Genomic DNA, 25910 nt, shown 5'->3' with positions numbered 1-25910 from the left:
GTCTTTTTATGCCCAAATCAATTCGCATCTGTCCGAAAGAAAACCGAGCCCCCGGCTGGCTTCAGTTTCAGCCGATTCCGCTCAACCAATACAAAAAAAACATCCGCGAGGAGCAGAGCCGCTACAGCCGTGAGCAGCTGGTGCGGATTCAGCGGGATATGATGATTATCCGCACCTTCGAAACAATGCTCAATGAAATCAAGCTCCGCGGCTCCTATCAGGGGATTGAATACAACCACAAAGGGCCGGCGCATCTGTCGCTCGGCCAGGAAGCGGCCGCCGTCGGGATGGCCTTTCATCTGAACATCGACGACCATATCTACGGCAGCCACCGAAGCCACGGCGAAATCCTCGCCAAAGGGCTGTCCGCCATCGAAAAACTCGATGACGCCGACCTGATGAAAATCATGAAAACCTACTTTGACGGCGAGTGCCTTCGCATCGTTGAAAAGGATGCCGAGGGCTCCGTCAAAGATTTGGCGATTGATTTTCTGATTTACGGAACCCTGGCGGAAATCTTCGGACGGCAGGCGGGCTTCAACAAAGGGATGGGCGGTTCGATGCACGCCTTCTTCCCGCCGTTCGGGGTCTATCCCAACAACGCCATCGTCGGCGGCTCCGGCGATATCGCCGTCGGGGCGGCTCTCTACAAAAAAATCAACCAAAAAAGCGGCATCGTCATCGCCAACATCGGCGACGCCTCCTCCTCCTGCGGGCCGGTCTGGGAGGGCATCTGTCTGGCCGCTATGGACCAGTACAAAACCCTCTGGCAGCCGCCGTATCGAGGGGGACTGCCGCTGATTTTCAATTTTATGAACAACTTCTACGGCATGGGCGGCCAGCCGCAGGGCGAAACGATGGGATTCGGCGTCCTGGCCCGGTTGGGCGCCGGCGTCAACCCCGAACAGATGCACGCCGAGCGCGTGGACGGCTTTAATCCGCTGGCGGTCGCCGACGCCATCCTCCGCAAAAAAGAAATCCTCAGCCAGGGCGGCGGCCCGGTCCTGCTGGATACCGTCACCTACCGATACAGCGGGCATTCTCCCTCCGACCAGAGCAGCTACCGCGACAAGGAGGAAGTGCAGGCCTGGCTCGAACAGGACCCGACGGTTCACTACGCCAAAGACCTCGTCGAAGCGGGCATCTGCACGCAGCAGACCATCGACGACATTCGTCAGAATGCCGAAAAACTGATTTACAAAGCCTGCAAAAAAGCGGTGGATTTGAGCATTTCTCCCCGCGCCGACCTCAAAAAGCACCGCTGCCTGCTCGATCAGACGATGTTCTCCAACCAGCGCATCGAGTCGATGGACCCGAGCCGAACCCCTGAGACGCTTCTGCCGAAGGAGCAAAACCCGCGAATCCTCAGTTTGAAAGACAAAAGCCGCAGCGCCTTTGATGCGGCGGGCCAGCGGCTCAAAGATACCCGCTGTGTCGTCTTCCGCGACGCCCTGTTTGAAGCCATCCTCGACCGGTTTTACGCCGACCCGACGCTGGTTGCCTACGGCGAAGAAAACCGCGACTGGGGCGGGGCGTTCGCCGTCTATCGGGGCCTTACGGAGGCCCTGCCGTATCACCGGCTATTCAACACGCCGATTGCCGAAGGGGCGATTGTCGGCTCGGCGGTCGGCTACGCCCTCGAAGGCGGCCGGGCCCTCGTGGAGCTGATGTACTGCGATTTCCTGGGCCGGGCCGGTGATGAGGTCTTCAACCAGCTGTGCAAATGGCAGTCGATGAGCGGCGGCCTGCTGAAGATGCCGGTTGTGCTGCGGGTCTCCGTCGGCAGCAAATACGGCGCCCAGCACAGCCAGGACTGGACCTCGCTGTGCGCCCATCTGCCGGGGCTGAAGGTCGTCTTCCCCGCCACGCCCTATGATGCCAAAGGGCTGATGTATTCGGCCCTGGTCGGCACAGACCCTGTGGTCTTCTTCGAAAGCCAGCGGCTGTACGGCATCGCCGAAGAGTTCCACCCGGGCGGCGTGCCGGAAGGATATTACGAAGTGCCTTTCGGTCAGCCGGCCCTGCGGAAACAAGGCAAAGACCTGACCATCCTGACCATCGGCGCCACCCTGTATCGGGCCCTCGAGGCCGCCAAAATCCTCGAAGACAAGTACGGCCTGTCCTGCGAGATTATCGATGCCCGCTCGCTGGTGCCCTTCGATTACTCGCTGGTGCTCGAGTCCGTCTGCAAGACCCGAAAGATTCTGCTGGCCTCCGACGCCTGCGAACGCGGCAGCTATCTGCACACGATGGCCTCCACCATCACCCAGCTGGCCTTCGATGAACTGGATGCGCCGCCGGCGGTGTTAGGCGCCCGCAACTGGATTACCCCGCCGGATGAAATCGAGGATGCCTTCTTCCCCTATCCGTCGGACTTTCTGGATATGATTCACGAACACATCCTCCCGCTGAAGGGCTATACCGTCCAGCGGGTCTGCAGCCGCGAAGAACTGCTTCGACGAAACCGCGAAGGCGTGTAGCGGATGAAACAATACCCCTCCGCCCCCGGGCCTTTCAGGACCTGGGGGTTTTTATTGGGGGCCGGGGCGGAGCGGACATCCCCTCGCCCAGAGTAAAACTCACCTGCGTCGGCTGGTTGTAGCCGACATTCTGCCAGGCGGCGCTGAGCCGATAAATCGGGTCGTGCATCAGAGTATAAAACCGATGCTCCGTCGGATGCGTCGAAACAAAAATGCGAAGCTCTTTGCCGTCCAGCGTCGGCCAGATGACCTCCTCCCGCCAGTCGCCCAGGATATCCCCGTAAAAACAAGGGGTGGATTTGGAGCCGTTTACGCGGACACAGTCAGAATCCCAGCCGTCCAGCAGAATCGTTTCCGTCAGATTTTCGAAATCCCACTTCGTAATGCGGGTTCCGTTGAGCAGCTCCCGCAGCAGGTCGCCGTCCCACCAAATCCCCATATTGCAGGAGCGAGGAGACCGCTCGGCAATCTTTTGGCCTTTGCAGCTGTACAAGCCCTGCAGGCCGCTGCCGAAGGCCCAGCATTCATATCCCCGATGCCGCGGGTCAATATCCATCGCAATCCCTCGCACAACATCTCTCGAATCCAGCCCCCAAAGGACCTTTCCGGTCGCCGCATCGCGCAGATTGGCCCCGTTCGGATGACGCGGGTTTTCATGGACGGCAAAGATTTCCAGCCCCGGCCGGTCCGGGTCAATCTCCGCCAGATGCATCGCATCCCCGTGCCCCAAACCGGTGGAATACAGGCCCTTGCCGTCGTGGTCGATCGCACAGGCCCCGTAGAGGATTTCGTCTTTGCCGTCGCCGTCCACATCCCCGACAGCCAGATTGTGATTGCCCTGTCCGCGGTAAGCCCGATTGCTCTCCGGGCCCGCATCGCTGTCAAAAACCCACAGATTCGTCAGCTTCCCATCCCGCCAGTTCCAGGCCGCCAGCACCGCCCGCGTGTAATACCCGCGGCACATCACCAGCGAAGGACGCTCCCCGTCCAGATAGGCCGCGCAGGCCAGAAACCGGTCCGAGCGGTTGCCGTTTGCATCGCCCCAGTCCCGCACATTTCCGCGCGGCGGAAGATAGGGAACCGTCACCCGTTCCGCACCGGTGCGCCCGTCAAAAATCGTCAGATATTCCGGACCGCGGAGGATTCGTCCGTTCTCCTCGCGCCAGTCGGCATTCGGGTCGCCGATGACCTTGCCGGTGCCGTCCACCGTGCCGTCAGATGTGCGCACCGCAACCTCCGCCCGTCCGTCTCCATCCAGATCATAGACAAGAAACGGCGTATAATGGGCTCCTTCGCGGATATTTTTCCCCAAATCAATCCGCCACAGAAACCGTCCGTCCAAATCATACGCCTCCAGTTTGGTCTGGCCGGTCAAGCCGTTGTGCGCATTATCCCGCGGACGCATCTCCTGCTTGAGGACGATTTCGTAGCGTCCGTCGCCGTCCAAATCCCCCACCGCCGCATCCGAAGGACGATGCTGCGGCAGAGTCTGAATCGGAATCGACAAAAACGGCCGCACCGGCGGATTGGCCTTCACTTCCGCGGGCCGACACGGCGGCCCCTGCCGCCCGTCCGGAACCGCCCGCACAAAATAGCGGTTCATCCGCGTCAAATCCGCCGTCTCATCCGAAAACCACGTTCCGCCGGTCAGCGGCTTTTCATTCAGCCGAACCGGTTCGCCGTCTTCCGTCTGCCGATACACATCAAAGGCAATCGACTCCGGCTCGGTCCCCAGAATCCTCCAGCTCAGAAAGACCCGGCCGGGCTTGTCCACAAGGACGACCAGCCCCCGGTCAAGCGCCTCCATCTGCCGTTGGTATGGGGCAGCAGACAAGCCCGCCCCCGTCAGCAAAAGCCACACACACATCCAGCGAACATTCATAGGCAAGCCCCCTAATTCAGGGTTTCTGAACCGCCGGCGGGACATCCAGCGCAAAATACTCGCTCCGCTGCGGCGGATAAAAATAACCCATCGAAACCATCGCGACATCCAGCCGATAAATCGCATCCTGCATCAGCGATATCCGGCGCTGCCGGGACAGATGCGTCGTTGTATAAATCCGCAGTTCACCCGGCACGGTCGTAATCAATTCCTCCCGCCAGTCGCCCAGAATATCCGCTGCAGCCAAAATGCGCCCTTCGTAACGGCCCACCGCTTCGCCTTTATACCGGCGGATTTGTCCCTGCTCGGCAATCATCTTCAGGGGCCCGTCCAGCCAGTACAGCGGCGTCGGCGCCAGCGTGCTCATCGATTCCTCCGAAAGCAGACGTCCGTCCACACTGTACGTCCAGTGTCGGGAGCGGTCCTTTTCGCCGGTATAAAACTCGTATCCGGGATTGTCCGGGTCAAACTCGCCGAACAGGCCCTGGCTGTGGACGTGCACCGTCGGATGCTCACAGCCCCAGAGAATTTCGCCGGTTTTGGCATCCGCGATACAAATGCCGTTTTTCTCCTGCGGCGGCTCGATCCCGTAAAGGATTTCCAGCCCGGGCCGCTGCGGATAAATATCCGTCACATAGCAGCCGTCCGGATGCCCCAGGCCGGTATTCCAGAGGATTTTGCCGTTGTCATCGAGCACCGCCGCTCCCAGAATGATTTCATCCCGTCCGTCGCCGTCCACATCCGCCGCATGCATCCCGTGCATGCCCTGCCCGCGCACCGGCGGCACCTCTGCATCGCCGTCCCAGCTCCAGACCTTCTGCAGTTTGCGGTCGGCCACATTGTAGGCATCCACCCGCATTCGCGTGTAGGTGCCGCGCAGAACAATCAGACTCGGGCGAACTCCGTCCAGATAGGCCGCCCCGAGCAGATGCCGGGAGGCGCGGTTGTTTTTCTCATCGCCCCAGTCCTCCACGCGTCCGCGGGCGGGCCAGTCAGCCCGGTCCAGCTCCCGGCCGGTCATCCCATCCAGAAGCGATACATACTCCGGCCCGGACATCACACGGCCCGGGTAGGGATGGCCGTCGGGGTTGCGGTAATCGACATCGGTCGGGGCGGTCTTGAGGGCTGCCTCCGCCCGGCCGTCTCCGTCAAAATCAAAGACCACCATCGGCGACCACCAGACCCCCTGTTCAATATTCCACCCGAGGTCCTTGCGCCACAGAAACGTGCCGTCGTGAAGATAGGCCTCGACCTTGAACGTATCGGTGCTTTTCTGCCAGACCCCCGGGTCGGTTGTCTGTTGCGGCTGCTTGATGACAAAATCATATCGTCCGTCGCCGTTCAGGTCGGCTATAGCAACTTTGCTGCACACATAATTGCCCTGAAATGGAATGGAGATATAGGAACGCACGGGGGGATTGGCCGGCAGGTCAACCGTCGCCGCCTCTTTTTCTTCCCCGCCGAGAACCATCGTCAGCCGCCAGCGGTTGGGCTTATCAAGCGGGGCGGATTCATCCGCAAAATTCGTGGAATTCGTAATCGGTTCGGAATGGAGCTTGACGGGTTCGCCGCCGTCGGTAATCCGATAAAGATGAAAGCCGATGTCCGCCGGGTCCGTTTTCAGCAGCCGCCAGCCCAAATAGACCCGCGAAGGAGACTGAACCACGGCAATCAATCCTCTGTCCAAATTCTCCGCGGGCTGCCGGGCCGCCGGAACCAGCGAACCGCAAAGAAAAACAAAAATCCCCAGATATCCTATTCGGTTCATCCGTTTTTGCCTCTCAAAAAGGGACTCTCTCAAGGACAAAACTCTTTGTCCTCTCTGTGTATTGCAGAAAAACCCCGTTTGTGAGAAACTTTTTGAAAATAATTTTAGTCACGAATTTACAGGATTACTGATGACTGGCGTCTGGATCCTGGCAACTGGGCACTATCCGCCGGAAGATAGCCCCGCCCGCCAGGGCGGGGAAAAAAGAGAATGAAACCCCTATCCTCTTTCCCTCGGGCTTATCGCCCGGGGCTATTTTTCTCACCAGCCCTTGCGACGCTTGTGCCCGGGGCTAATTCCTACGTCAGGCCCTTATCCTTCGCGCATCCCCCGTCATTTCCGCGTTCGCTGTCATTCCCGCGAAGGCGGGAATCCATTCCTCCTCTCCCCGCGTCCTGTCCTCCGAAGCTTTAGCGAAGGAGGAAGACGGGAATCCAGCAACCGAGTAAATCCGAAATTCGAATCTCGAAATCCGAAACAGTAAACCACAGATTACGCAGATTTCACAGATTTGAAAAAAGTGAAGAAGGAAAGCAAATGAATTTACCTGCTCACTGATAACTGATAACTGATGACTGATAACTGATGACTGATAACTGATGACTGGCGGCTGGACACTGGATGCTGATTTGCTGATTTAAAGCTGTTTCTTCAGCAGGCTCACCTGCTGGTGGGCCAGGCGCGTCGGCTCCGGCAGGCGGCACCGCCGGCAGCATCCCAGCACAAAGTCAACCGCCTCCTCCAGAACCGCCCGATGCCCGACGGAAACAAACAGAGGTTTTACGCCCCTGCGGGTTCGCACCACAGCCCCCGCGGGCTGACCATCCACCCAGAGCGGACTCCAGCTGCCCTTTTCTGTTTGGGGTTCTTCATACACCCCGCACAGGCGGCTTTTGGCACAGCCGATTGCCGGGGCATCCAGACACAGCCCCAGATGCGAAGCCAGCCCCAGCCGTCGGGGATGAGCGACACCCTGTCCGTCAATGAGAAACACATCAGGCCGGATTTTGAGTTTCTCGGCGGCCTTCAGACAGACCGGCGCTTCGCGAAACGAAAGAAGACCCGGCACATACGGAAACCGCACCTTATCCTGCGCCTGCACAACCTCCAGCACCTCCAGCTGCGGAAACGACAGCACCACAATCACCGCCGCCATCTGCAGCCCATCCCCGCTGAAGGCACAATCCAGACCGGCCGCCGTCTGAATGCGTTTCGGAAGCGGACAAAACTGAACAAGGCCGGCCAGCCGGCTCTGAATCGATGCCGCCTCCTTCGGGCTGACCTGCCACGAATGTAAGTGTTTGATTTGCACAGCGTTATCGCATCCTGCAAAAAACCCGCCCGGCTATTGTACACGCCCGACTTTTCCGGTACAATGGTAAGTTTGGCGTATTCTCTTTAAATAGAGATAAGAGAGCAGCAACCTCAAGAAGCGAGTTTGACAGCGATGAATGATTCGCAGAAATACATCCGCATCCGCGGTGCGGCCGAACATAATCTTAAAAACATCAACGTCGATATTCCCCGCGACAAACTGGTTGTCATTACCGGTTTGAGCGGTTCGGGAAAAAGCTCGCTGGCCTTTGACACCATCTACGCCGAGGGCCAGCGCAAATACGTCGAATCCCTCAGCGCCTACGCCCGCCAGTTCCTCGAACAGATGCAGAAACCTCACGTTGAGCACATCGAGGGGCTGCCTCCCACCATTGCCATCGAACAGCGAAGCGCCTCCAGCAACCCCCGCTCGACCGTGGCAACCACGACGGAAATCTACGACTACTGCCGTCTGCTGTTTGCCCGCATCGGACAGCCCCACTGCTGGAAATGCGGCCGGCCGATTCAGTCGCAGCACGCCACCCAGATTGTCGATTCCATCCTGTCTTTTCCGGAAAATACCCGCATTCAGATCTGCGCCCCGATTGTCCGCGGTCAAAAGGGAGAACACCGGGACATCTTCGCTCAGATTCAGCGGGACGGTTTCGTGCGAGCCCGGGTGGACGGCGTCATCTATGACATCAAAAACATCCCCAAACTGGACAAAAACAAAAAACACGACATCGCCGCCGTCGTGGACCGGCTGATTCTAAAAGACAACATCCGCATCCGGCTGGCCGATTCCATCGAAACCGCCCTGAAAATCGGAGATGGACTGGTCCTGGTGATGGTGCAGACGCCCGAAGAGAAAAAAGACAACGGCGGCGACGGCCAGTGGCGCGACGTTATTTACAGCGAAAAATTCGCCTGCCCCGAACATCCGGAGGCCTCCCTGCCGGAATTGAGCCCCCGGCTGTTCAGCTTCAACAGCCCTTACGGCGCCTGTCCGGCCTGCGACGGACTGGGAACCATCCTCGAGTTTGACCCGGACTTAATCGTGCCGGATAAAACCGTCTCGCTCGAAAACGGCGCTGTCGAGGCCTGGCGCAAAGGCGGCAAACGGATGAACATTTACTACAATCGGCTCATCAACCGATTCTGCCGGCAGTTCGGCATCAGCAAAAGCGAACCCTACAGCAATCTGCCCGCACCGATTCGGCAGATTCTCCTGTACGGAACCACCCCCGAAGACGAGGCCCGTTACGGAATGGCGTTTGAGGGGGTCATTCCCAATCTCCGCCGGCGGTGGGAAAACACCACCAGCGAATACGTCAAAGCCCGCCTGCACGGGTACCTGTCCGAAACGCCCTGCCAGACCTGCAAAGGAACACGGCTGCGTCCGGAGGCCTCCGCCGTAACCATCTGCGGCAAAAACATCAGCCAAATCACCGAAATGACCGTGCAGACCGCCCAGCAATTTTTCGCCGAACTGCCGCTGAATCCCGAACAGGCCGTCATCGCCGAACAGCCCCTGAAGGAAATCCGCGCCCGGCTTCAATTCCTGATTGATGTCGGGTTGGGCTACCTGACGTTAGACCGCACCAGCCGCACGCTCTCCGGCGGCGAAGCCCAGCGGATCCGTCTGGCCACGCAGGTCGGCAGCGGGCTGGTCGGCTGCTGCTACGTGCTCGATGAACCGACAATCGGCCTGCACCGGCGCGACAATGACCGGCTTCTGAGCATCCTCAAACGGCTGCGCGACATCGGCAACACCGTGCTGGTTGTCGAACATGATGAAGAGGTCATCCGCCAGGCCGACTACATCATCGACATCGGGCCGGCCGCCGGAAGCCACGGCGGCCAAGTCGTGGTTGCCGGCTCGCTGGAGGACGTCTGCCGCTGCCCGCAGTCCATCACCGGTCAGTACCTCAGCGGCGCCAAACGCATCGAAATGCCCCCGCGCCGGCACAAAGTTAAAATGTCTTACTGCATCGAAGTCCGGGGAGCCGCCGAACACAACCTGAAAAACATCGATGTCAAATTTCCGCTCGGTGTCCTCACCTGCGTCACCGGCGTCTCCGGCTCCGGCAAAAGCACTCTGATTACCGAAATCCTTCTGAAAGGGCTCAAACGCCGGCTCTACGGCTCCCGCGAAAAACCGGGCAAACACAAAAACATCCTCGGCATCGCCAACATTGACAAAGTCATTGAAATCGACCAAACCCCAATCGGACGGACGCCCCGCAGCAACCCGGCTACTTACACCGGCGTATTTGACCTAATCCGTCAGCTGTTCGCCATGACCCGCGAGGCCCGCATCCGCGGCTACAAGCCCGGCCGGTTCAGCTTCAATGTCAAAGGCGGCCGCTGCGAATTCTGTCAGGGTCAGGGCACCCGACGGATTGAAATGCACTTTCTGCCGGATGTGTACGTCACCTGTCAGGAATGCAAGGGCAAACGGTACAATCCCGAAACCCTCCAGATTACCTACAAAGGCAAGAATATTGCGGATGTTCTGGATATGCGGATTGATGAATCGCGGCAGTTTTTTGCCAACTTCCCCAAGATTCTCCGGCTTATCAAGGCCCTCTGCGATGTCGGGCTGGGCTATATGACCCTCGGGCAGTCTTCCACCACGATGTCCGGCGGCGAAGCCCAGCGGGTCAAGCTGGCTGCTGAATTGGGCAAACCCGGCACCGGTCATACCTTGTATATCCTCGACGAACCCACCACCGGTCTGCACTTTGCTGACATCGACAATCTGATGACCGTGCTGCGGCGTTTGACCGATATGGGCAATACCGTCATCGTCATTGAACACAATTTAGACGTCATCAAAATGGCCGATTACATCATCGACCTGGGCCCCGAAGGCGGGGAGGAAGGCGGGCGTGTCATCGCCGCCGGAACTCCGGAAAAAATCATCGAAAATAACCACTCCTACACCGCCCGATACCTGCGGGAGAAACTGGCCGAAGAAGGCATAGGAAAGTAAAAATGTCCTGTAGAAATCAGCCATATTCGACCTATATTCCCTGTTTTATCGGATTAAGACAGGACCTTTCTTGACGGGGTTCGTATATTTTGAGATACTGACCGGTTTATGGGTAAACGTGTTGCAATTTTAGGTTCGACCGGCTCTATCGGCCAGAATGCCCTGCAGGTCCTGGCGGCCCTGGGGCCGGAGTACGAGGTGGCGGCGCTGACCACCCACAGCCGAATCGACCTTCTGGCGGAACAGGTCCGGCGCTTTCAGCCCCAAATCGCCGCCGTCACCCATCCGGATTTTTCAAAAGGAAACATTCCCGCTCTGGACGGTTTCCGGGGGAAACTTCTCTTCGGCCCCGAAGCCCTGACCGAGATTGCCTCGCAGGAAGACATCGACATTATCCTCTGTGCCGTGGTTGGTGCGGCGGGACTGCCGGCCCTGCTGGCAGCCGCCCAAGCGGGAAAGCGCCTGGCAATCGCCAACAAAGAACCGCTGGTGATTGCCGGCGAACTGCTCACCCGCCAGGCAGCCGCCGGCGGGGCGGAAATCCTGCCGATTGACAGCGAACACTCCGCCGTCTTCCAGGCCCTTCAGGCAGGCCGTCCGGAAGAAGTCCGCCGGATTGTCCTGACCGCCTCGGGCGGGCCCTTCCTGCGCAGCCGGCCGGAAGAAATCGAGCAGGCGACCGCCGCCCAAGCCCTGGCTCATCCGACCTGGCGGATGGGACCCAAAATTACCGTCGATTCGGCCACAATGGTCAACAAGGCCCTGGAGGTGATGGAGGCCCGATGGCTGTTCGGCCTGCCTGTGGACAAAATCGATGTGCTGATTCATCCGGAATCGGTCATCCATTCGATGGTGGAATTTATCGACGGCTCCGTAATCGCCCAGATGGGCACGCCGGATATGAAAACCCCGATTCAGTATGCCCTCACCTATCCGCACCGAAGACCGGGCCTTTCGAAAGGCCTTCAGCTGGAAACGCTCGGACGGCTGACCTTTGAGGCACCGGACCTGAACCGGTTCCGAGCCCTGGCGGTCGGCTATGAGGCGGCCCGGCTGGGCGGTTCGGCACCGGTGGTCTTCAACGCCGCCAACGAAGAGGCCGTCGCCGCTTTTCTGGAAGGCAGAATCCGCTTCGGCCGAATCATCGAACTGATTGAACAGTGTCTTCAGAATCATTCCGTTCAAACCCATCTGTCCCTGGAGGCCCTGCTTGAAATCGACCGCTGGGCTCGACAGGAGGTCCATCGGAATCTCGAACACAGAACCGTACTGACTTCTCAAAAGGAAAAACGATAATGACAGACCAACCGTTTTCTATTCCTGAACCGTCCGAATCTGCCGCGTCTTCTCCCGCTTCCGCCGTGTCCGGAGAGACGAAAGGATCTCCGCAGCCGCCCCAGAGCCGTCTGAGCAAGCTGCTGGACCTGGCCGCGGCGCTGGCAATCGTGGCTGCCGTCACGGCCTTTATCCTGCGCGCCCCCGGCATCGCCGGCACGACGGCCCTGGTCCTGCTCGGTTTCGGCGGCGTCATCTTCGTCCACGAATTAGGGCATTTCCTGGTTGCCAAACTCGGCGGCATCAAAGTCGAGGCCTTCTCCATCGGGTTTCCGCCGACCATTCTTTCCATACGGAAACTGAAAAAAGGGTTCCGCATACGCCTCTTTCCCCGAAAAAACAGCGAAGAGGTGCTTCAGGAAGGCGACTCTGAAACGGAATATTGGCTGGGCCTGATTCCCTTCGGCGGATTTGTCAAGATGCTCGGCCAGTCCGATTCCGGTTCGGCGGAGAAAACCGATGACCCCCGCTCGTTTGCCAACCGCCCTGTCTGGATACGCATCTGCGTGGTAGCGGCGGGCGTTTTGTTCAACGTCCTCAGCGCTGTTATTCTCTTTATGGGCCTGTATCTGCACGGGCTTGACCAGCAGCCCGCCGTCGTAGGAGGCGTTGTGCCCAATTCTCCCGCCGAAGCCGCCGGATTTCGCCCCGGGGACCGCATCATCGCCGTCAACGGCAAATCTTTTGTCGGAGATTTTGTCGATTTCTCGATGATTTCGCTGGCCGCCGCCTTGGGCCCCAAAGGCGAAACGACCACCTTCACCGTGCGCCATCCGGACGGGCGGGTCGAACGGCTCAAAGCCGTCTCCGAATTGGCCGCCGCCGATACACAGCGGCTGCGCCAATTCGGCATCGAACCGGCCTCCACGCTCGAAATCCCCAACTGGGAGGAACCCGAATGGAAACAGCAGCTGACTGAGTCCGGCTTTGAACCCGGCGATGTCATCCTGGCCGTAGACGGAAAAAGCGTCAAAACATCCTGGGAGCTCAAAGAAGCCATCCGCCGCTCCGTCAAACCGGAAGTGAATCTGACTGTCCAGCGCAAAGGGGCCAAACCCGGCGAACCGTTAACCACAGTCGCCATCCCCCTCGAACCAAAAATCCTCTACCCGAATTTCCGCAAAGAATATGACCTGGCGAATTTCTACTCTCTCATTCCCCGACTTCAGGTGGAGCAGGTCTTTGAACCGACCACCTCAGAAGGATTCCTGCAGCGAATCCTCGAATGGTTCTCCACAGCAGTTCTCCGCCGGCCGGTCCAAAAAGAATTGCAGCCGAACCCATTTAAAAAAGGAGACATCCTCCTTCAAATCGCCGACTGTTTCTGCCCCACCTTCGCGGAATACAGACAGGCCATAGAAAATCACAAAGACAAAACCCTTTCCGTCAAGGTGCTTCGAACCGACTCCGACGGACAAAACCGCATCGTGGACATCAGCACTCGTCCCACCGTTCAGCCCGGCACAAAGAACCGCCTTTGGCTGGGTATTTCTTTACGTTTTGATATGGAAAACCCCGTTGTGGCCCAGACCCTCGACACCGTTTCCGTCGATGCCCTTCCGATTCCGCGCGGGGCACGGATTGAACGCGTGGACGGACAGCCGGTCAAAAACTTCTATGAAATCGCAGAGATTTTCCACCGAAACGCCGGCCAGCAAATCGGCATCGATTATCGACTTTCGGAAACGGAGGCCGGCTCCGCCGCCCTGCTGATTCCGAACATCGAAGGCCTGATGCACATCTGGAGCGAAACTACCCGTCCGATTCCGCTGACGCTCCTCGAAGAAAAGGTCAAGACCTCCAACCCCGCTAAAGCCGTAGCCCTTGGCGCCAAAAAGACCTGGTATTTTATCGCAACGACCTACCTGACCCTCAAAGGGCTCTTCACCCGCGATGTGCCGACCTCCGCCCTCAGCGGCCCGGTGGGCATTCTGTCCATCAGTTATCAGGTCGCTCAGGAATCCTTCATCAAATTCCTTTACTTCATGGGCCTGATCAGTGCCTGCATCGCCGTGATGAACCTGCTGCCGATTCCCGTTGTGGACGGAGGCGTCATCCTCTTTCTGCTGATTGAAAAAATCAAAGGCAGCCCGATTCCAGAAAAAGTCCAGGCCGGTATAACCTACGCCGGCGTGGTCTTTCTGCTGGCCGTCTTTTTGTGGATTACCTACAACGACATTCATCGAATCTTTTTTGGTTCCTGATGCCGAATGGTCGAACGAAACGCCAGTCCGCAGCCGAACCAGCCGTCGGAACAGACAGCCGCTCGGAGCGTTCCGGCCCCTGCGGGCGGCATCAGCGCCGTCATTCCGGCCTACAACTCCGAAGCGTTTATTCGACGGGCCGTTGAGAGCGTTTTAGCTCAAACCCTCCCGCCGCAGGAGATTATCATCGTGGATGACGGCTCCACCGACGGCACCCGCCAGGCCGTCCAATCCTGCGGCGGCATCGTTCGATATATCCGTCAGGACAATCAGGGTGCCAGCGCCGCCCGCAACGCCGGCATTCGGGCCGCTTCGGGAGAATGGATTGCCTTTCTCGATGCCGATGACGAATGGCTCCCCGACCGGCTGGCCCTTCAGGTACGACTCCTTCAGCAGTATCCTTTTCTCAACTGGGTCACCGGCAATTTCTACCGATGCCGATGCCGGCGCGGACATCGGCAAACACTCGATTTGCCCGGACATCGACAGCAAGACCTGTTGAGATTCCTGAACGGTCGCCCCGTGTTCGACAGTTATTTTTCCGCCCATCAGCACGGCGCGATGGGCTGTACGGATACGATGCTGATTCGACGGGAGATTCTCCTGAAGGCCGGACTCTTTCTGCCCGGACAGAAACGGATTAACGACGCGGACCTGTGGCTGCGGATTGCCTATCTCCGCCAGCCGCTCGGGTATGTCTTCGAGCCGCTGGCGGTCTATCATCTGGACACCGAAGGCAGCATCCTGAAAGCCCACCGAACCGCCGAACATATCGACCGGTTTCTTCAGCGGCATCTGGAGCTGGCCGAAAAGGCCGGTCTGCTCGACTCCTTTCTTCCCTGTGCTGCCGCGATGCTGATTTGGTGGCTGGGCTGCCGGCTCGAGGACGGCAGCGGCGCACAAATCCGTTTCCTGCTCCAAAAATACCGCCGGCTCCTGCCTCCGGCGTCTTACAAAAAATTCCTGATTGCCTCCTTTTGCCCGCAGGCCGCCGCCTGGTACAATCGCTTCAAAAAAATCCTCCGGGAGATTCGAAAAAGCAGAACCCTATGAAGCCGGTGGACGTCATCATCCCGCTGTACAACAAGGAACGGACGATTCTTCGGGCCGTCCGCTCCGTGCTGCATCAGACCTACCCCCACTGGCGGCTGATTGTGGTGGACGACGGCTCCACAGACCACGGCGCTCAACGCGTTCAGCAGATGAACGATTCCCGAATTTTCCTGATTCGTCAGGACAATCAGGGCCCCGGCGCCGCCCGCAACCGGGGCATCGAAGCCGCACAAGCCCCCTACATCGCCTTTCTGGACGCCGACGACCAGTGGTACCCCGATTATCTGCAAAACGGGATTGCGGCCCTCGAAAGCCGGCCGACGGCCTCTTTCGCAGGCACCATGTACGAAGAATGGCCGCGGCAAATCGAAATGACCGGCTATTGGCTCCGGCGCGGCGTCTATCCCGGCTTTTACCGCCTGACCGGCCGCGAACCCGCCCCGCTGGCGGAGGCCCTGATGATGTTTTTTCACGTGGGTACCACTATTCTTCGCACGGACATTGCCCGTAAATACGGCGGCTTCTATACCGAAAACAAATGCACCTTCGGCGAAGACACCGTCTTTTTCGCCCGGCTGGTGTTTAATGAACCCTTTCTGATTCTCCCCAGGGTCTGTGTGCGGCACAACCGCCAGGACAGTTCGCTGTCCCATTCCGTGTCCGGTGCCGTCGCCCCGATTCTCCGGAATCCCTCTCTGCTGCTGGACTGGTGCCCTCCGGAGAAAAAGAAGCTGGCGGAGGACGTGCTCTGTTATCTGGCGCTGCGGACCGCTCATCATCAGGCCCGAAACGGGTTTCGAAAAACCGCCGCAGAACTGCTGGAGCGTTTTCCGGATGCCCGGCGGTTCAAGGGCCTGTATCAATTCTGTCGGCTCCAGATTGCCTTCAGCCCGCTGCTGAAATACTGGGTTCTTTTCAAGCGGTTCGGCGGATTGTATATTCGACCGCCGATTCAGCGCTTCTGGCGGAAGCTGACGAGAAAACCGATTCGAGACCCGGAACAAACCCGGGAGCCCTTATGACAATCAGTGTAATCATTCCGGCTTACAACAACGAGCAGCATCTGAGCCGAGCGATTCACAGTGTGCTGGCCCAGAGCCGTCCGCCGGATGAAATTATCGTGGTGGACGACGGTTCGACCGACCGGACCGCCGAGGCCGCAGCGGCCTTCGGAGAGAAAATCCGCTGTATCCGTCAGGACAATCGGGGCCCCGGTGCCGCCCGCAACACCGGCATCCGGGCGGCCTCGGGCGAATGGGTTGCCTTCCTCGACGCCGATGACGAATGGCTGCCGGATAAATTGGCCGTGCAGACCGAACTCCTGCGCCGACACCCCCAGCTGCAATGGACCTGCGGCAACTACATCGAATGCCTCTGCGAAAGCGGACGGCAGGCCCCCGCCCTCCCGGAGCAGCGCATTCTTGCGGTCCTAAACGGCGGACAAATCAGTCCCGATTATCTCAAAACCTGCGCCGAAGACCTCACCGGCCATACGGATACGATGCTCATCCGACGGTCGGTTCTTCTGGAGGCCGGCGGCTTTTCGGATTTGCGGCGGTTTGAAGACCTCGACCTGTGGCTCCGCATCGCCTACAGACACCCGCAAATCGGCTATTCGGCCCGTCCGCTGGCGATTCACCACCTCCAGGCAGGCCGGCATACGTCCGTCATCTATCCCGCCGCCCAGGCAGCCCGGCTCCTGATTGAGCAGCATCTGGAAACGGCCGCTTTGATGAATCGGCTGGATGCTTTTCGTCCGCTGGCGGTCTTTCTCCTGCGCCGCTGGATGCGGGCCCTGCTCTTTGACCCCTCGCAGGCCCGGGAGATTCGCCGTCTGCTGAATGACTTCGCCGCCCTGCTGCCCGGACGGGTCCGCCTGCAATATACGCTGCTGACCGCCTTTCCGTTTCTCACCGCCGTCGGCTGCCGCGGCCTTTCATTTGTTGTCCGCACGCTGGGACTTCGCCGACGGGCTGTCCGCAAACCGCCGCCTTTATCCGGATAAACTGCTATGACCGCTCAATCCCCCATTCAAATCGCTGCCCTGACCGGCGGGCTGAAAACCGCCTCTACACGCTTTCGCGTCCGCCAGTACATCCAGCCTCTGAGCCGATTCGGCATCACCGTCACCGAATACATCCCCCGCTGGGGAGAAAGCTGCGGCCTGCCCAGTCCGTTCAAAATGGCCGCCCGAATCCCCGCCCTGTTTCAATCCCGCCGGGCCGACCTCATCTGGCTCAGCCGCGAGCTGGTGCAGGGATACGCCACCTTTGAGCGGCTTCTGAAGCGTCCCCGCATTCTCGATGTGGACGATGCCATCTGGCTTCGCCCGCCGCTGGGCCGCCTCGGTCAGCCCTGGGTCGCCCGCGGGATGGATGCCGTCATCGCCGGCAACGACTATCTGGCCGACTACTACAGCCGGTACTGCCGAAGCATTTTCGTCGTCCCGACCGGAATCGACACCCGGCGCTTTACTCCCAAACCCGCCTCCGACAATCCGGAGCAGCCCTTCGTCATCGGCTGGACCGGCTCCCGCTCCAATCACAAATACCTTCAGATGATTGAGCCGGCACTGGAGCGTTTTCTGAAAGCGCATCCTGACAGCCGTTTCCTGATAATCTCCAACGGACTTTGGAAGCCCGAACATATTCCGCCCGACCGAATCGAGTTTCACTTTTGGAATCCGAACGATGAAACCCGCCTGCTTCATCGGATGAGCGTAGGCCTGATGCCGCTTGCCGATGACCCCTGGACGCGGGGCAAATGCAGTTTCAAAATGCTTCAGTACATGGCCTCCGGTCTGCCCGCCGTGGTCTCGCCGGTCGGAATGAACAAACAGGTGCTGGCCAAAGGCCCGGCGGCTCTGGCCGCCCGGACAATCGACGAATGGGTGGAGGCGCTCGAAACCCTTTCCCGCAATCCCTCTCTGCGGCAGAGCATGGGACAGACAGGCAGGCGAATCATCGAAGAGTTCTTTTCCGTGGAGATTCTCAGCGAACGTCTGGCGGAAATCTTCCGGCTGGTCCTCGGCGGCGGAAAGTGTTAGCCGCCCCTTCGAGCGGAGTCCCTGCCGTTCTTCCCCGCCGCAAGACCCCTCAAAATCTCCTTGTACCGCTCGGCCAGCACAGAAATATCATGGTGCTCGCGCACATACCGCAAGCCGTTTTGACCGATTTCTGAATACCGCTGCCGCTCCAGCAGAAACTCGAGCCCCTTGACCAGACGCTCCATCGCCCCGCCGCAGGCCAGACCGCACTGGTACTTGGTCAGAAAGTCATCCGGATTGACCCGCCAGGACAAAATCGCCGTCCCGCCCGCTGCCGCCTGAATGAACGTATTGGGAAACCCCTCCGCATCTGATGTATTCACGAACACCTTGGCGGCGGCAAAGAAACGTCCCAATTCAAAAAAATCCACATCCGGATAAAACCGCAGGTTGGGCGTCGATTCGGCCTGCCTGCGCAGGGCTTCATACTCCATATCTCCGGTGGCCGGACGGCACACCATCACAAAGGATTCCTGCGGAAAACGCCGAGCCAGCTCCACAAACCGCTCCGGGTGTTTGACCTTTGCCGAGCGGCCCACCCAAAGGATAAAGGTCTTCTCCTGTCCGGCCGGCTCCGTCAGACGCTGTCCGTTCGGCATCACGATGGACTCGGCGCCTGCCGCCCTTCGGAGCTGTTCCTGATCCTGGTGATTCTGGATAAACACACAGTCGGCCTTGCACAGCACCCGGTAAAACAAACGCCCCAACACCGGATGCTGGGCCCGATATGTTCCGTCAAATTCCATCTGACTGGCCGTCCGGTACAGGAAACGCCGCCCGTGCAGCCGACAGAAGGCATAGACCAGCGGCACCCCCGGTGAGGCCGTTTCGAGCATATAAAACTGCGCATCGGCTTTCATCAGAGTCCGCCACAGCCGCCAGGCCGAACAGACCGGATTGCGGCGAAAATCCATCCCGGTCAAAAGCCGCACATTCTCCCGCACCTGCTCGTCAGGCTGCCCGTAATCCGCACAAATAAACGAAACCGAAAAGGCGGGGTCTTTGGCCAGCTCCGTTGCCAGCATATACAAATCCACCTCCGCCCCGCCGTAATAGGTCTTGACCGACGGGTCAAACAGACCATAGGCCTTCGGACAAACAAAACAAACGGAAATGACCTTTTTTTCATCTGTATTCATCGTCGTTCCTGTCTTGAACCGCCGGCTGAATCCTTCCGCAGAAGGCCTTCAAAAAGTTCCAGATACATTCGGGCAATGCCCGGCCAGGAAAAATCCGCCGCTCTTGCTCGGGCCTTTTGAGACCACTGCTCCCGAAGATGCGGATTCGCAATCAATTCCAGCAATTGCGTCCGCAGCCCCTCGACATCCCGCGGCCTGACATAGAGGGCGGCCTCTCCGGCTGCTTCCGAGCACCCCCCTGCATCCGTCGTAATCACGGCGCAGCCGGCCGCCATTGCCTCCAGCAGCACCGTCGGAAAGTTCTCCGCCTCCGAGGGAAAAACAAAGACGGCGCTGGACTCATAGAGCTCCTTAAAACGCGAATCGCCGCGTTCCAGCCAGCCGTGAAAATGAATCGGGGTCTTCGACCCCTCCGCCAGCGCCCGCAGGGTCGGCAGATACGGGCCGTCTCCGACAATATGCACCGGCCAGCCGAGCGGCACATCCCGAACGGCCTCAATCAGATACTGAATCCCTTTGCGAGGCAGCAGCCGGCTGCATGCCAAAATCTGCGGCCTTTTCGGAGCATCCGGAGCAAAAAAACCGCTTTCAATTCCATTGGGAATCACCCGTACATCCAGCATCGGACAGGAACGCTTCAAAAGAGCGCGAAGAGACCCGCTGGGACTGACCACCCCATCGGCCTGCTGCACCAGACGCCGCCAGTAGGGAAACAAAAGCCGATGCGCTACACGAAACCGGTCCGGATTGTACCCGGGCACATCGCTGCCGTGGACGGTAATCACCCACGGACAGCCCGCCTTTCGACGAACCCGCAAACCCAGCGGACCGGTTGGAATGATAAAATGCGTATGGACAATATCATATCGAGTTTCCCGAAGAAGCCGATCAACGGCGGGATATGCCCCAATAAGATAAGAGGCCATCTCGTGGATGCGGCACAAATCCGCCCGCCGCCGGATACACGGCGTTCGAAACACGCGAACCCCCTCTATCTCTTCATAAGCGGGCAAACCGCGAAACCGCATCGTTACCACATCCGTGCGGTGCCCCAGCCGGACAAACTGGCGGCACAGCTCCAGCGTCACCGGCGCCGCCCCCCCGCCGATGGGTGGAAATTCATAATTCAGCGTCAGAATCTTCAGTCTGGGCATCCGACGACCTATCTGCCTTTCCGCTCCAGCAGCACATGGCTGTAGGGCGACGAAACCTCCTGCACAATCCGATAATGCGCCATCACATAATCCCGCAGGGGCTTCATCGCATCAAACCGCCGGGCTTCCTCCGGTCCGAACTGCTTTTCGAGAAACGCCCGCCAGGATTGTTCATACGTGCCGAGGACCGCCGGGTCCGACGGGACAAATGCCGGCATCTGTCCGCCCTGTCGGCTGGGCATCACAGGCCACAGCTCCAGCGGCGGCCGGTCAAACGGGAAGTGCCGCTTCCGGCTGTCCACCAGAAAAATCGGCGGCTGCTTCTCAAAGCATTCGATTAGATGCAGAACAAAACCGGCCAGACGCTCCGGCGGCAGAATATGCATCCCCTGCTCGAAGGCACGGGGCGTCGGAGCCAGACGCTGCGCCCGCACATAAATCCCCGGATACCAGCCCCAGACGTAGATGCGGTCCTGCGGAGTCGAATGCGTTCGAATGTAATCGCCGATTTTTTCCCACAGCCCCGTTTGACGCGGCTCCTGAAAGGCCTGCACATAGCCGCGCTGGCGCATCGGCTGTCCCGTCCGGGGGTCCTGATAGGGCTGCCCGGAATAGGGGCTTCTCGAAAAGCCGAACACCAGCGGCCAAACCATCGCCGTCATCACCAGCACGGCCGCCGCCGCTGTCACCCAATAGGGAAGACGAAACTCGCTTTGCTGCATCCGGCAGCCATACAGCCATACGGCATAGGCCCCTGCCATCGCCCCGGAGGCACACAGCGGCAGATAATATTGTTCATACGAATGCGGGCTGATCCACACAAACGCCGCATCCAGCAGCCACCAGAGCCCCAGCAGCCAGATGATTCGCTCCGGAAGCGGAATCGGCCGCACCTTGCGGATTTTCACGAGAAACCGAACCAGGGCCGCCCCCAGCGAAACCAAAGCCGCCGCAATCGGCAGCGCAACAGAACCATAATAACGAAAAACAATCGGCGCCTGCCTGGAAAGAGGAAAAACTCTTCGGCTGTCCGCAATATAGGGGGTATCCGCGCCCGCCGCTCGGACAACCGCATGCAGATGCCCGGATACCCAATGCCAGCCGTTAAGAGGAATCTTCACAAAAAAAAGGTTCGTCAGATACGAACGAACATCATTCATCTCACTGCCGTCGGCCTGATAAACCAGAACAGAGCCGACCGCCGCCGCAGCCGCCAAGGCGATAAGACCCGCCGCCCAGACCAACGGACGCACCCGACGGCACAGACCAACCGCCCGCGACAATACAGAAGTCCGCCGAATCCCCCAGACCGCCAGAACCGCCGCATCCGCCAGCACAACCGCTTTTAAAACCAGCACGGGAAAACTGTTCCACAGCCAGCCCGCCTGACGCTGCCAGAAGAAAAACAGCGCCAGCGGAAGAAGACCCGCCGCCGCCCCCGCCAGCAGCAGTCCCAATTCCTCCTGAAAGCGGCGAAATCCGATTTTTCCCCCGAAAGCCCTCCCCAGAAAATATACTGCAAAGGCCGCATCAACCGACAGCCCCGTCGCCTTGAAATAATACGGCCAAATCAGCGCCGCCCCCGTCAGAATCAGCCAGACCTTCCGGTCGGTCTGCTCATAAAAAATCCACAGGCACACCGACAGCACCATCATCGCAATCATATACTGCTCTTTGGTGTTGCCGAACTTGGCCAGATGCGGCGATGACAAATAAGCGGCCGCCGCCGTCACGGAAAAAACCGCCGCCGTCATCCCGTACAGCAAACGCACCGCCCCAAACATCGCCGCCAGGGCCAGCACCTGCAGGAAAGTCTGAATAATCTGCGGACCGGTTTCATTGAATCCGAAACAGGCAACCCCGAGAACATTGACCAGCAGCGTGCCGGGCTGAGCGGACGGAGCTTCATCAACCCCCAGTTGTCCTCCATTTAAAAGATGAGCCGCAGAATAGACGTACGCCCCGCTGTCAAAAGGGTCATCCTGGCGAAATTCCAGATACTTGCCCGCCGCAAAAAACAGAATCGCCGGCAGCAGCCCGGCCAGAAGTCCAAGAGAAGACAGGCCTCTCCGGTTTGCCTTTTCCGGGGGCGCTGAAGCCGCCGTTTTCCTCCGCCGTTCGGCCCGCATTCCCTTTACCCCTTGTCCTGTCCGGCAGACCCCGCCGGCTCCAGAATCCGTTCAATCACATAGGTTGGGCGGTCCTGCGATTCATGATAGGTCCGCACCAGAATCTCCGCCAAAAGCCCCATCAGCACAAACTGAACCGCCGTCGTCATCAGAATCAGCGAAACAATCAGCAGCGGATTGCGGTTCATCGAGTACTGCAGGGCAAGCTTCATATACAGAACCACCGCGCCCGAAACAATCGAACCAAGCAGACAGACCATTCCCAGACCCCCGAACACGTAAATCGGCTTGGTCGAAAAAGAGGCCAGAAACTTAATCGTAATCAAATCCAGCAGAACCTTGAAGATCCGGTTCAGTCCGTATTTCGTTTTGCCGTGCCGCCGAGGCCGATGGTTAACGACAACCTCCGCAACCTTCTCGCCGCCCCACCGCGCCAAAGCAGGAATAAACCGATGCATCTCCCCATACAAACGAATGGACTTAAGCGATTCCGCCCGATACGCCTTCAGGGTGCATCCGTAGTCGTGCAGCCGCACCCCGGTAATCCGCCCGATGAGCCAGTTGGCAATCCGGCTGGGCAGTGTCCGGGTAACGGGGTTGTCCTTGCGCTCTTTCCGCCAGCCGGAAACGATGTCATAGCCCTCCTGGAGTTTCTTGAGCAGACGCGGAATATCCGCCGGGTCATTCTGCCCGTCCGCATCCATCGGAATAATCACCCGACCCCGGGCATGCTTAAAGCCGGCGCTTAAGGCCGCCGTCTGGCCGAAATTCCGCCGAAACCGGATAATCCGAAGATGGGGTTCGGTCTTCTGAATCTTCTGAAGCGTTTCAAAACTTTCGTCGGTACTTCCGTCATCAACGGCCAAAATCTCATACGTCAGCCCCTGCCCGGACAGCACCGACTCGATCTCTCGATGAAGAGGTTCCAGATTTGATTCCTCGTTAAAAACCGGAATCACAATCGACAAATCCAGCTTGGGTTCTTCCATATCAGCGCGATTATACCTTCCAAAAGTCCTCGAAACCAGTCTTTTGTACCAAACCCGTTTTCCCTGGACTTTATCGGCTTTTTGAGATTGTCGATTTGCTTTTTGAACTCCGTTGAGGTATGTAAATAGAGGAACGAGATATGAAAACCTCAACGTCCCATAAAAAGTTCCGTCTCTCAATACAGCTGATGGTCCTGCTGGCCATGCTGCTGGAAGCCGGCTGTGCCGGCCCCCGACAGCCGCGCCGCCGGCTCGGGGCCTTTTTCGGAGCTCCGGGAGGAATGACTTTCCTCGAACCGGACCGGCTCGGCAGGCATCATTATCAGTCTTCCAGCGGCGAGAAAGTCGGCATGGTGTACACGTGCCGAGGCGGCTTTATTGACATCGGGCATGTCCGGGAGGCTGCCGACCGTACGGCTTATCTCCAGCAGATTCTTTATTCGGCCCTCCTGGAGGGAAAAACCCAAATCTCCTACCACATCATCGAACCCTCACACTATACCGCCCTGATCACCTATCCGCCCGGATGGCACACCTTCCCCGAAGAAAAGAAAAAGGCCCTCGCCTTCGAAACGTCCGTGCGGATGGCCCAGACCTTCACACACTGGAGTCTGGTCTGGCACGAAATCCTCACCTGGTTCGGCTTTGCCTCCAGCGGGATCTTCTCCGAACACATTTCCGCTTTCTCGTGGGAGGATACCTACTCCGACCTGCTCGGCATTTCTCTGGCCGGATACGTGCTTCGTTCCGAACAGCCCTACAACAAAGGAATGACGGAAGCCCTCCAGCGTGCCCTGGCTCATTTGGAGGTCCAGCCCGCCTCCGTCGCGAAGGAAGCAGCTCACCAAATCGAAGGCAATTGGTACAGCGGCGGATTCTATTTCTTTGTGGAAATGAAAAAACGGAATTTCTCTACCGGACTGGGCTTTCGACCCGTCGTCCCGCTGCTGGTGCCCGGAATCTGCCCGGATGCCGTTCCTTCGCCTCTGCCGGCCCCCCTGCTGTCCTCCCCGACACCGGAAGGATTTGAGGCCGACCTGCTGATTTATCCGGTGGAAACCGAACGCTGGAAAATCTACCACATCCTAAATCTCGAGCCCGAGATGCCCATCCGGCCGACCCTGCATTTCCCGCCGCTGCTGGAGGAAATCCGCAGCCAGGCCCAGCCCCAGTCCCGCTCCGGCCTGTCCACCCGAAACTCCGCCTCTGGATAAACCCCAAACTATCCGGCTGCGCCGAGGCACGTCTTTTCGCAAGGAAACAGTTCCGACACACAAGCCCTCAAATCCTGCTAAAGCATATACCAGGGTACTACCGTAAATCCTTTGTACTCAAAGAATTGGTCTCCGCCGTAAATGACAACGCCCGGATGTTCGTCACAGCCGGTCAGCCGCCGCCAGAAGAGCAACTCTTTAATAAAATCCTCGCTGAAGGTTTGCCCGGATTTGACGGAAATCGGCAGCAAAGCAGTACCCCGACTGACCACCAAATCCACTTCATGGCCGTTTGAATCCCGCCAATAATAAAAATCCGGTTCTCGCTTACGGTGACAGCAGTTTTTTATGAATTCCTCGACAACCCATGTCTCAAAAACCTGCCCCCGCAGCTCACTCTTTTGCAGTTCATCAGGAGACCGAATTTTTAACAGGCAGCACAGCAACCCCGTATCAATAAAATACAATTTTGGAGTTTTGATCAACCGCTTATTAAAATTTTCATAGTAAGGAGTCAGAAGTTTAATAAGAAAACTGGTTTCGAGTATCGAAAGCCATTTCCTGGCGGTAAGCACCGTGATCCCGCAGTCACGAGCCAGAGAGGAAAGATTCAGCAGTTGTCCGCTGCGGGCAGCACATAGACCCAAAAAACGCCGAAACGTCTGAGCATCCCCGATGTTGGAAATCAGCCGAACATCTCGCTCAACGTATGTCGATAAATAATCGCCCAGCCATTCCTGAGGGTCCAGACCGCGGTCATGAATGCGAGGATAGAATCCCGCAAACAACATCTCATACAAGTCCCCCTTTTTTTCAGGAACCGTCAGGGTTTTGGGGGTATCCAATTGTTCAATATCAATCGGTTCCCTTCCTCTCAACTCCGCCTGACTAAACGGCAGCAAATAAAATATGGCGCAACGGCCTGCTAAAGATTGGCTGATGCCTTCCATCAGCAAAAAATTGTGAGAACCTGTCAGCACAAAACGTCCCGGACGATTATCCAAGTCCACTATTGTCTGAATATAAGAAAGTAATTTCGGTACCCTCTGCACCTCGTCAAGAATCATTGGGTCTGTAGATTGGCTCAGAAATCCTCGCGGGTCTTCCTGTGCAATGTGGGCCTGATCCGGCTCTTCGAGAGAAAGATATAGATAATCAGGAAAAACTTTTCTGGCCAAAGTCGTTTTGCCGGATTGCCGGGGACCAGT

At 58.4% G+C, this 25910-nt stretch carries 17 protein-coding genes; 9 read left to right on the top strand and 8 right to left on the bottom strand.

Annotated elements, in window-relative coordinates; genetic code table 11:
- The first annotated feature begins 8 nt into the window (after positions 1-8).
- Positions 9-2480, top strand: coding sequence for a thiamine pyrophosphate-dependent enzyme (locus PKY88_10975; GenBank protein HOQ05723.1), 2472 nt, complete (start codon positions 9-11; stop codon positions 2478-2480).
- A 34-nt stretch (positions 2481-2514) separates the two neighbouring features.
- Here PKY88_10975 and PKY88_10970 read toward each other — a convergent pair whose 3' ends face one another.
- From PKY88_10970 to nfi, 3 genes are all read right to left on the bottom strand, one after another.
- Positions 2515-4362 carry a rhamnogalacturonan lyase gene (locus PKY88_10970; protein ID HOQ05722.1) on the bottom strand — a complete coding sequence of 616 codons (1848 nt, stop codon included), beginning with the start codon at positions 4360-4362 and terminating at the stop codon, positions 2515-2517.
- Between the two features lie 16 nt (positions 4363-4378).
- On the bottom strand, positions 4379-6130 hold the full coding sequence (locus PKY88_10965; GenBank protein ID HOQ05721.1) for a hypothetical protein: 1752 nt from the start codon (positions 6128-6130) through the stop codon (positions 4379-4381).
- A gap of 637 nt (positions 6131-6767) precedes the next feature.
- A complete protein-coding gene (gene nfi / locus PKY88_10960; GenBank protein ID HOQ05720.1) occupies positions 6768-7442 on the bottom strand; it encodes a deoxyribonuclease V in 675 nt (224 codons plus the stop codon).
- 135 nt (positions 7443-7577) lie between these two features.
- Between nfi and uvrA the strand changes: the two genes are divergently transcribed.
- The 7 genes from uvrA to PKY88_10925 all read left to right on the top strand — a co-directional run bounded on the left by uvrA (position 7578) and on the right by PKY88_10925 (position 18077).
- Positions 7578-10439 (top strand): excinuclease ABC subunit UvrA, encoded by a 2862-nt coding sequence (gene uvrA, locus PKY88_10955; protein ID HOQ05719.1) that lies wholly within the window; start codon positions 7578-7580, stop codon positions 10437-10439.
- A gap of 108 nt (positions 10440-10547) precedes the next feature.
- Positions 10548-11735, top strand: a complete 1188-nt coding sequence (locus tag PKY88_10950) for a 1-deoxy-D-xylulose-5-phosphate reductoisomerase (protein ID HOQ05718.1) — start codon at positions 10548-10550, stop codon at positions 11733-11735.
- A complete protein-coding gene (locus PKY88_10945; protein ID HOQ05717.1) occupies positions 11735-13978 on the top strand; it encodes a site-2 protease family protein in 2244 nt (747 codons plus the stop codon). Before PKY88_10950 ends, PKY88_10945 begins: the two co-directional genes overlap by 1 nt.
- 6 nt (positions 13979-13984) lie before the next feature.
- On the top strand, positions 13985-15031 hold the full coding sequence (locus PKY88_10940) for a glycosyltransferase family 2 protein (protein HOQ05716.1): 1047 nt from the start codon (positions 13985-13987) through the stop codon (positions 15029-15031).
- Complete coding sequence (locus PKY88_10935; protein ID HOQ05715.1) at positions 15028-16053, top strand: glycosyltransferase; 1026 nt, start codon at positions 15028-15030, stop codon at positions 16051-16053. The genes PKY88_10940 and PKY88_10935 overlap by 4 nt, the downstream gene beginning before the upstream one ends.
- Complete coding sequence (locus tag PKY88_10930) at positions 16050-17036, top strand: glycosyltransferase family A protein (GenBank protein HOQ05714.1); 987 nt, start codon at positions 16050-16052, stop codon at positions 17034-17036. The genes PKY88_10935 and PKY88_10930 overlap by 4 nt, the downstream gene beginning before the upstream one ends.
- Before the next feature lie 6 nt (positions 17037-17042).
- A complete protein-coding gene (locus PKY88_10925; protein ID HOQ05713.1) occupies positions 17043-18077 on the top strand; it encodes a glycosyltransferase family 4 protein in 1035 nt (344 codons plus the stop codon).
- On the opposite strand, the gene PKY88_10920 is transcribed toward PKY88_10925, so the two are convergent.
- Genes PKY88_10920 through PKY88_10905 form a run of 4 tightly spaced genes read right to left on the bottom strand, consistent with a single transcriptional unit; the run spans position 18074 to position 23488 of the window.
- The gene (locus tag PKY88_10920; GenBank protein HOQ05712.1) at positions 18074-19216 is read right to left on the bottom strand and encodes a glycosyltransferase family 4 protein; all 1143 of its coding nucleotides are present in this window, start codon (positions 19214-19216) and stop codon (positions 18074-18076) included. The two genes, PKY88_10925 and PKY88_10920, sit on opposite strands and share 4 nt — an antisense overlap.
- Positions 19213-20370: a glycosyltransferase family 4 protein gene (locus PKY88_10915; GenBank protein HOQ05711.1), complete on the bottom strand. Its 1158-nt coding sequence runs from the start codon at positions 20368-20370 to the stop codon at positions 19213-19215. The genes PKY88_10920 and PKY88_10915 overlap by 4 nt, the downstream gene beginning before the upstream one ends.
- Positions 20371-20378: 8 nt before the next feature.
- Complete coding sequence (locus PKY88_10910; GenBank protein HOQ05710.1) at positions 20379-22499, bottom strand: hypothetical protein; 2121 nt, start codon at positions 22497-22499, stop codon at positions 20379-20381.
- A 5-nt stretch (positions 22500-22504) separates the two neighbouring features.
- Positions 22505-23488, bottom strand: coding sequence for a glycosyltransferase family 2 protein (locus PKY88_10905; GenBank protein HOQ05709.1), 984 nt, complete (start codon positions 23486-23488; stop codon positions 22505-22507).
- A gap of 140 nt (positions 23489-23628) precedes the next feature.
- Here PKY88_10905 and PKY88_10900 point away from each other — a divergent pair, with 140 nt between their 5' ends.
- Positions 23629-24702, top strand: coding sequence for a DUF4056 domain-containing protein (locus tag PKY88_10900; GenBank protein HOQ05708.1), 1074 nt, complete (start codon positions 23629-23631; stop codon positions 24700-24702).
- Between the two features lie 77 nt (positions 24703-24779).
- On the opposite strand, the gene PKY88_10895 is transcribed toward PKY88_10900, so the two are convergent.
- Positions 24780-25910, bottom strand: a 1131-nt coding sequence (locus PKY88_10895; GenBank protein HOQ05707.1) for an ATP-binding protein, incomplete at its 5' end; no start/stop codon positions are given.

Source organism: Anaerohalosphaeraceae bacterium (genome assembly GCA_035378985.1).
Taxonomy (GTDB): domain Bacteria; phylum Planctomycetota; class Phycisphaerae; order Sedimentisphaerales; family Anaerohalosphaeraceae; genus JAHDQI01.
This window is presented reverse-complemented; position numbering and strand designations above follow the sequence as displayed.

What these genes read in the sequence shown, in the direction of transcription:
- PKY88_10935 (HOQ05715.1), top strand. Translation starts at nt 15,028, where the DNA reads ATGAAGCCGGTGGACGTCATCATCCCGCTGTACAACAAGGAACGGACG.
- PKY88_10940 (HOQ05716.1), top strand. Translation starts at nt 13,985, where the DNA reads ATGGTCGAACGAAACGCCAGTCCGCAGCCGAACCAGCCGTCGGAACAG.
- uvrA (HOQ05719.1), top strand. Translation starts at nt 7,578, where the DNA reads ATGAATGATTCGCAGAAATACATCCGCATCCGCGGTGCGGCCGAACAT.
- PKY88_10910 (HOQ05710.1), bottom strand. Translation starts at nt 22,499, where the DNA reads ATGCGGGCCGAACGGCGGAGGAAAACGGCGGCTTCAGCGCCCCCGGAA.
- PKY88_10900 (HOQ05708.1), top strand. Translation starts at nt 23,629, where the DNA reads ATGAAAACCTCAACGTCCCATAAAAAGTTCCGTCTCTCAATACAGCTG.
- PKY88_10950 (HOQ05718.1), top strand. Translation starts at nt 10,548, where the DNA reads ATGGGTAAACGTGTTGCAATTTTAGGTTCGACCGGCTCTATCGGCCAG.
- PKY88_10915 (HOQ05711.1), bottom strand. Translation starts at nt 20,370, where the DNA reads ATGCCCAGACTGAAGATTCTGACGCTGAATTATGAATTTCCACCCATC.
- PKY88_10920 (HOQ05712.1), bottom strand. Translation starts at nt 19,216, where the DNA reads ATGAATACAGATGAAAAAAAGGTCATTTCCGTTTGTTTTGTTTGTCCG.
- PKY88_10965 (HOQ05721.1), bottom strand. Translation starts at nt 6,130, where the DNA reads ATGAACCGAATAGGATATCTGGGGATTTTTGTTTTTCTTTGCGGTTCG.
- PKY88_10925 (HOQ05713.1), top strand. Translation starts at nt 17,043, where the DNA reads ATGACCGCTCAATCCCCCATTCAAATCGCTGCCCTGACCGGCGGGCTG.
- PKY88_10975 (HOQ05723.1), top strand. Translation starts at nt 9, where the DNA reads ATGCCCAAATCAATTCGCATCTGTCCGAAAGAAAACCGAGCCCCCGGC.
- PKY88_10945 (HOQ05717.1), top strand. Translation starts at nt 11,735, where the DNA reads ATGACAGACCAACCGTTTTCTATTCCTGAACCGTCCGAATCTGCCGCG.
- PKY88_10970 (HOQ05722.1), bottom strand. Translation starts at nt 4,362, where the DNA reads ATGAATGTTCGCTGGATGTGTGTGTGGCTTTTGCTGACGGGGGCGGGC.
- PKY88_10905 (HOQ05709.1), bottom strand. Translation starts at nt 23,488, where the DNA reads ATGGAAGAACCCAAGCTGGATTTGTCGATTGTGATTCCGGTTTTTAAC.
- PKY88_10930 (HOQ05714.1), top strand. Translation starts at nt 16,050, where the DNA reads ATGACAATCAGTGTAATCATTCCGGCTTACAACAACGAGCAGCATCTG.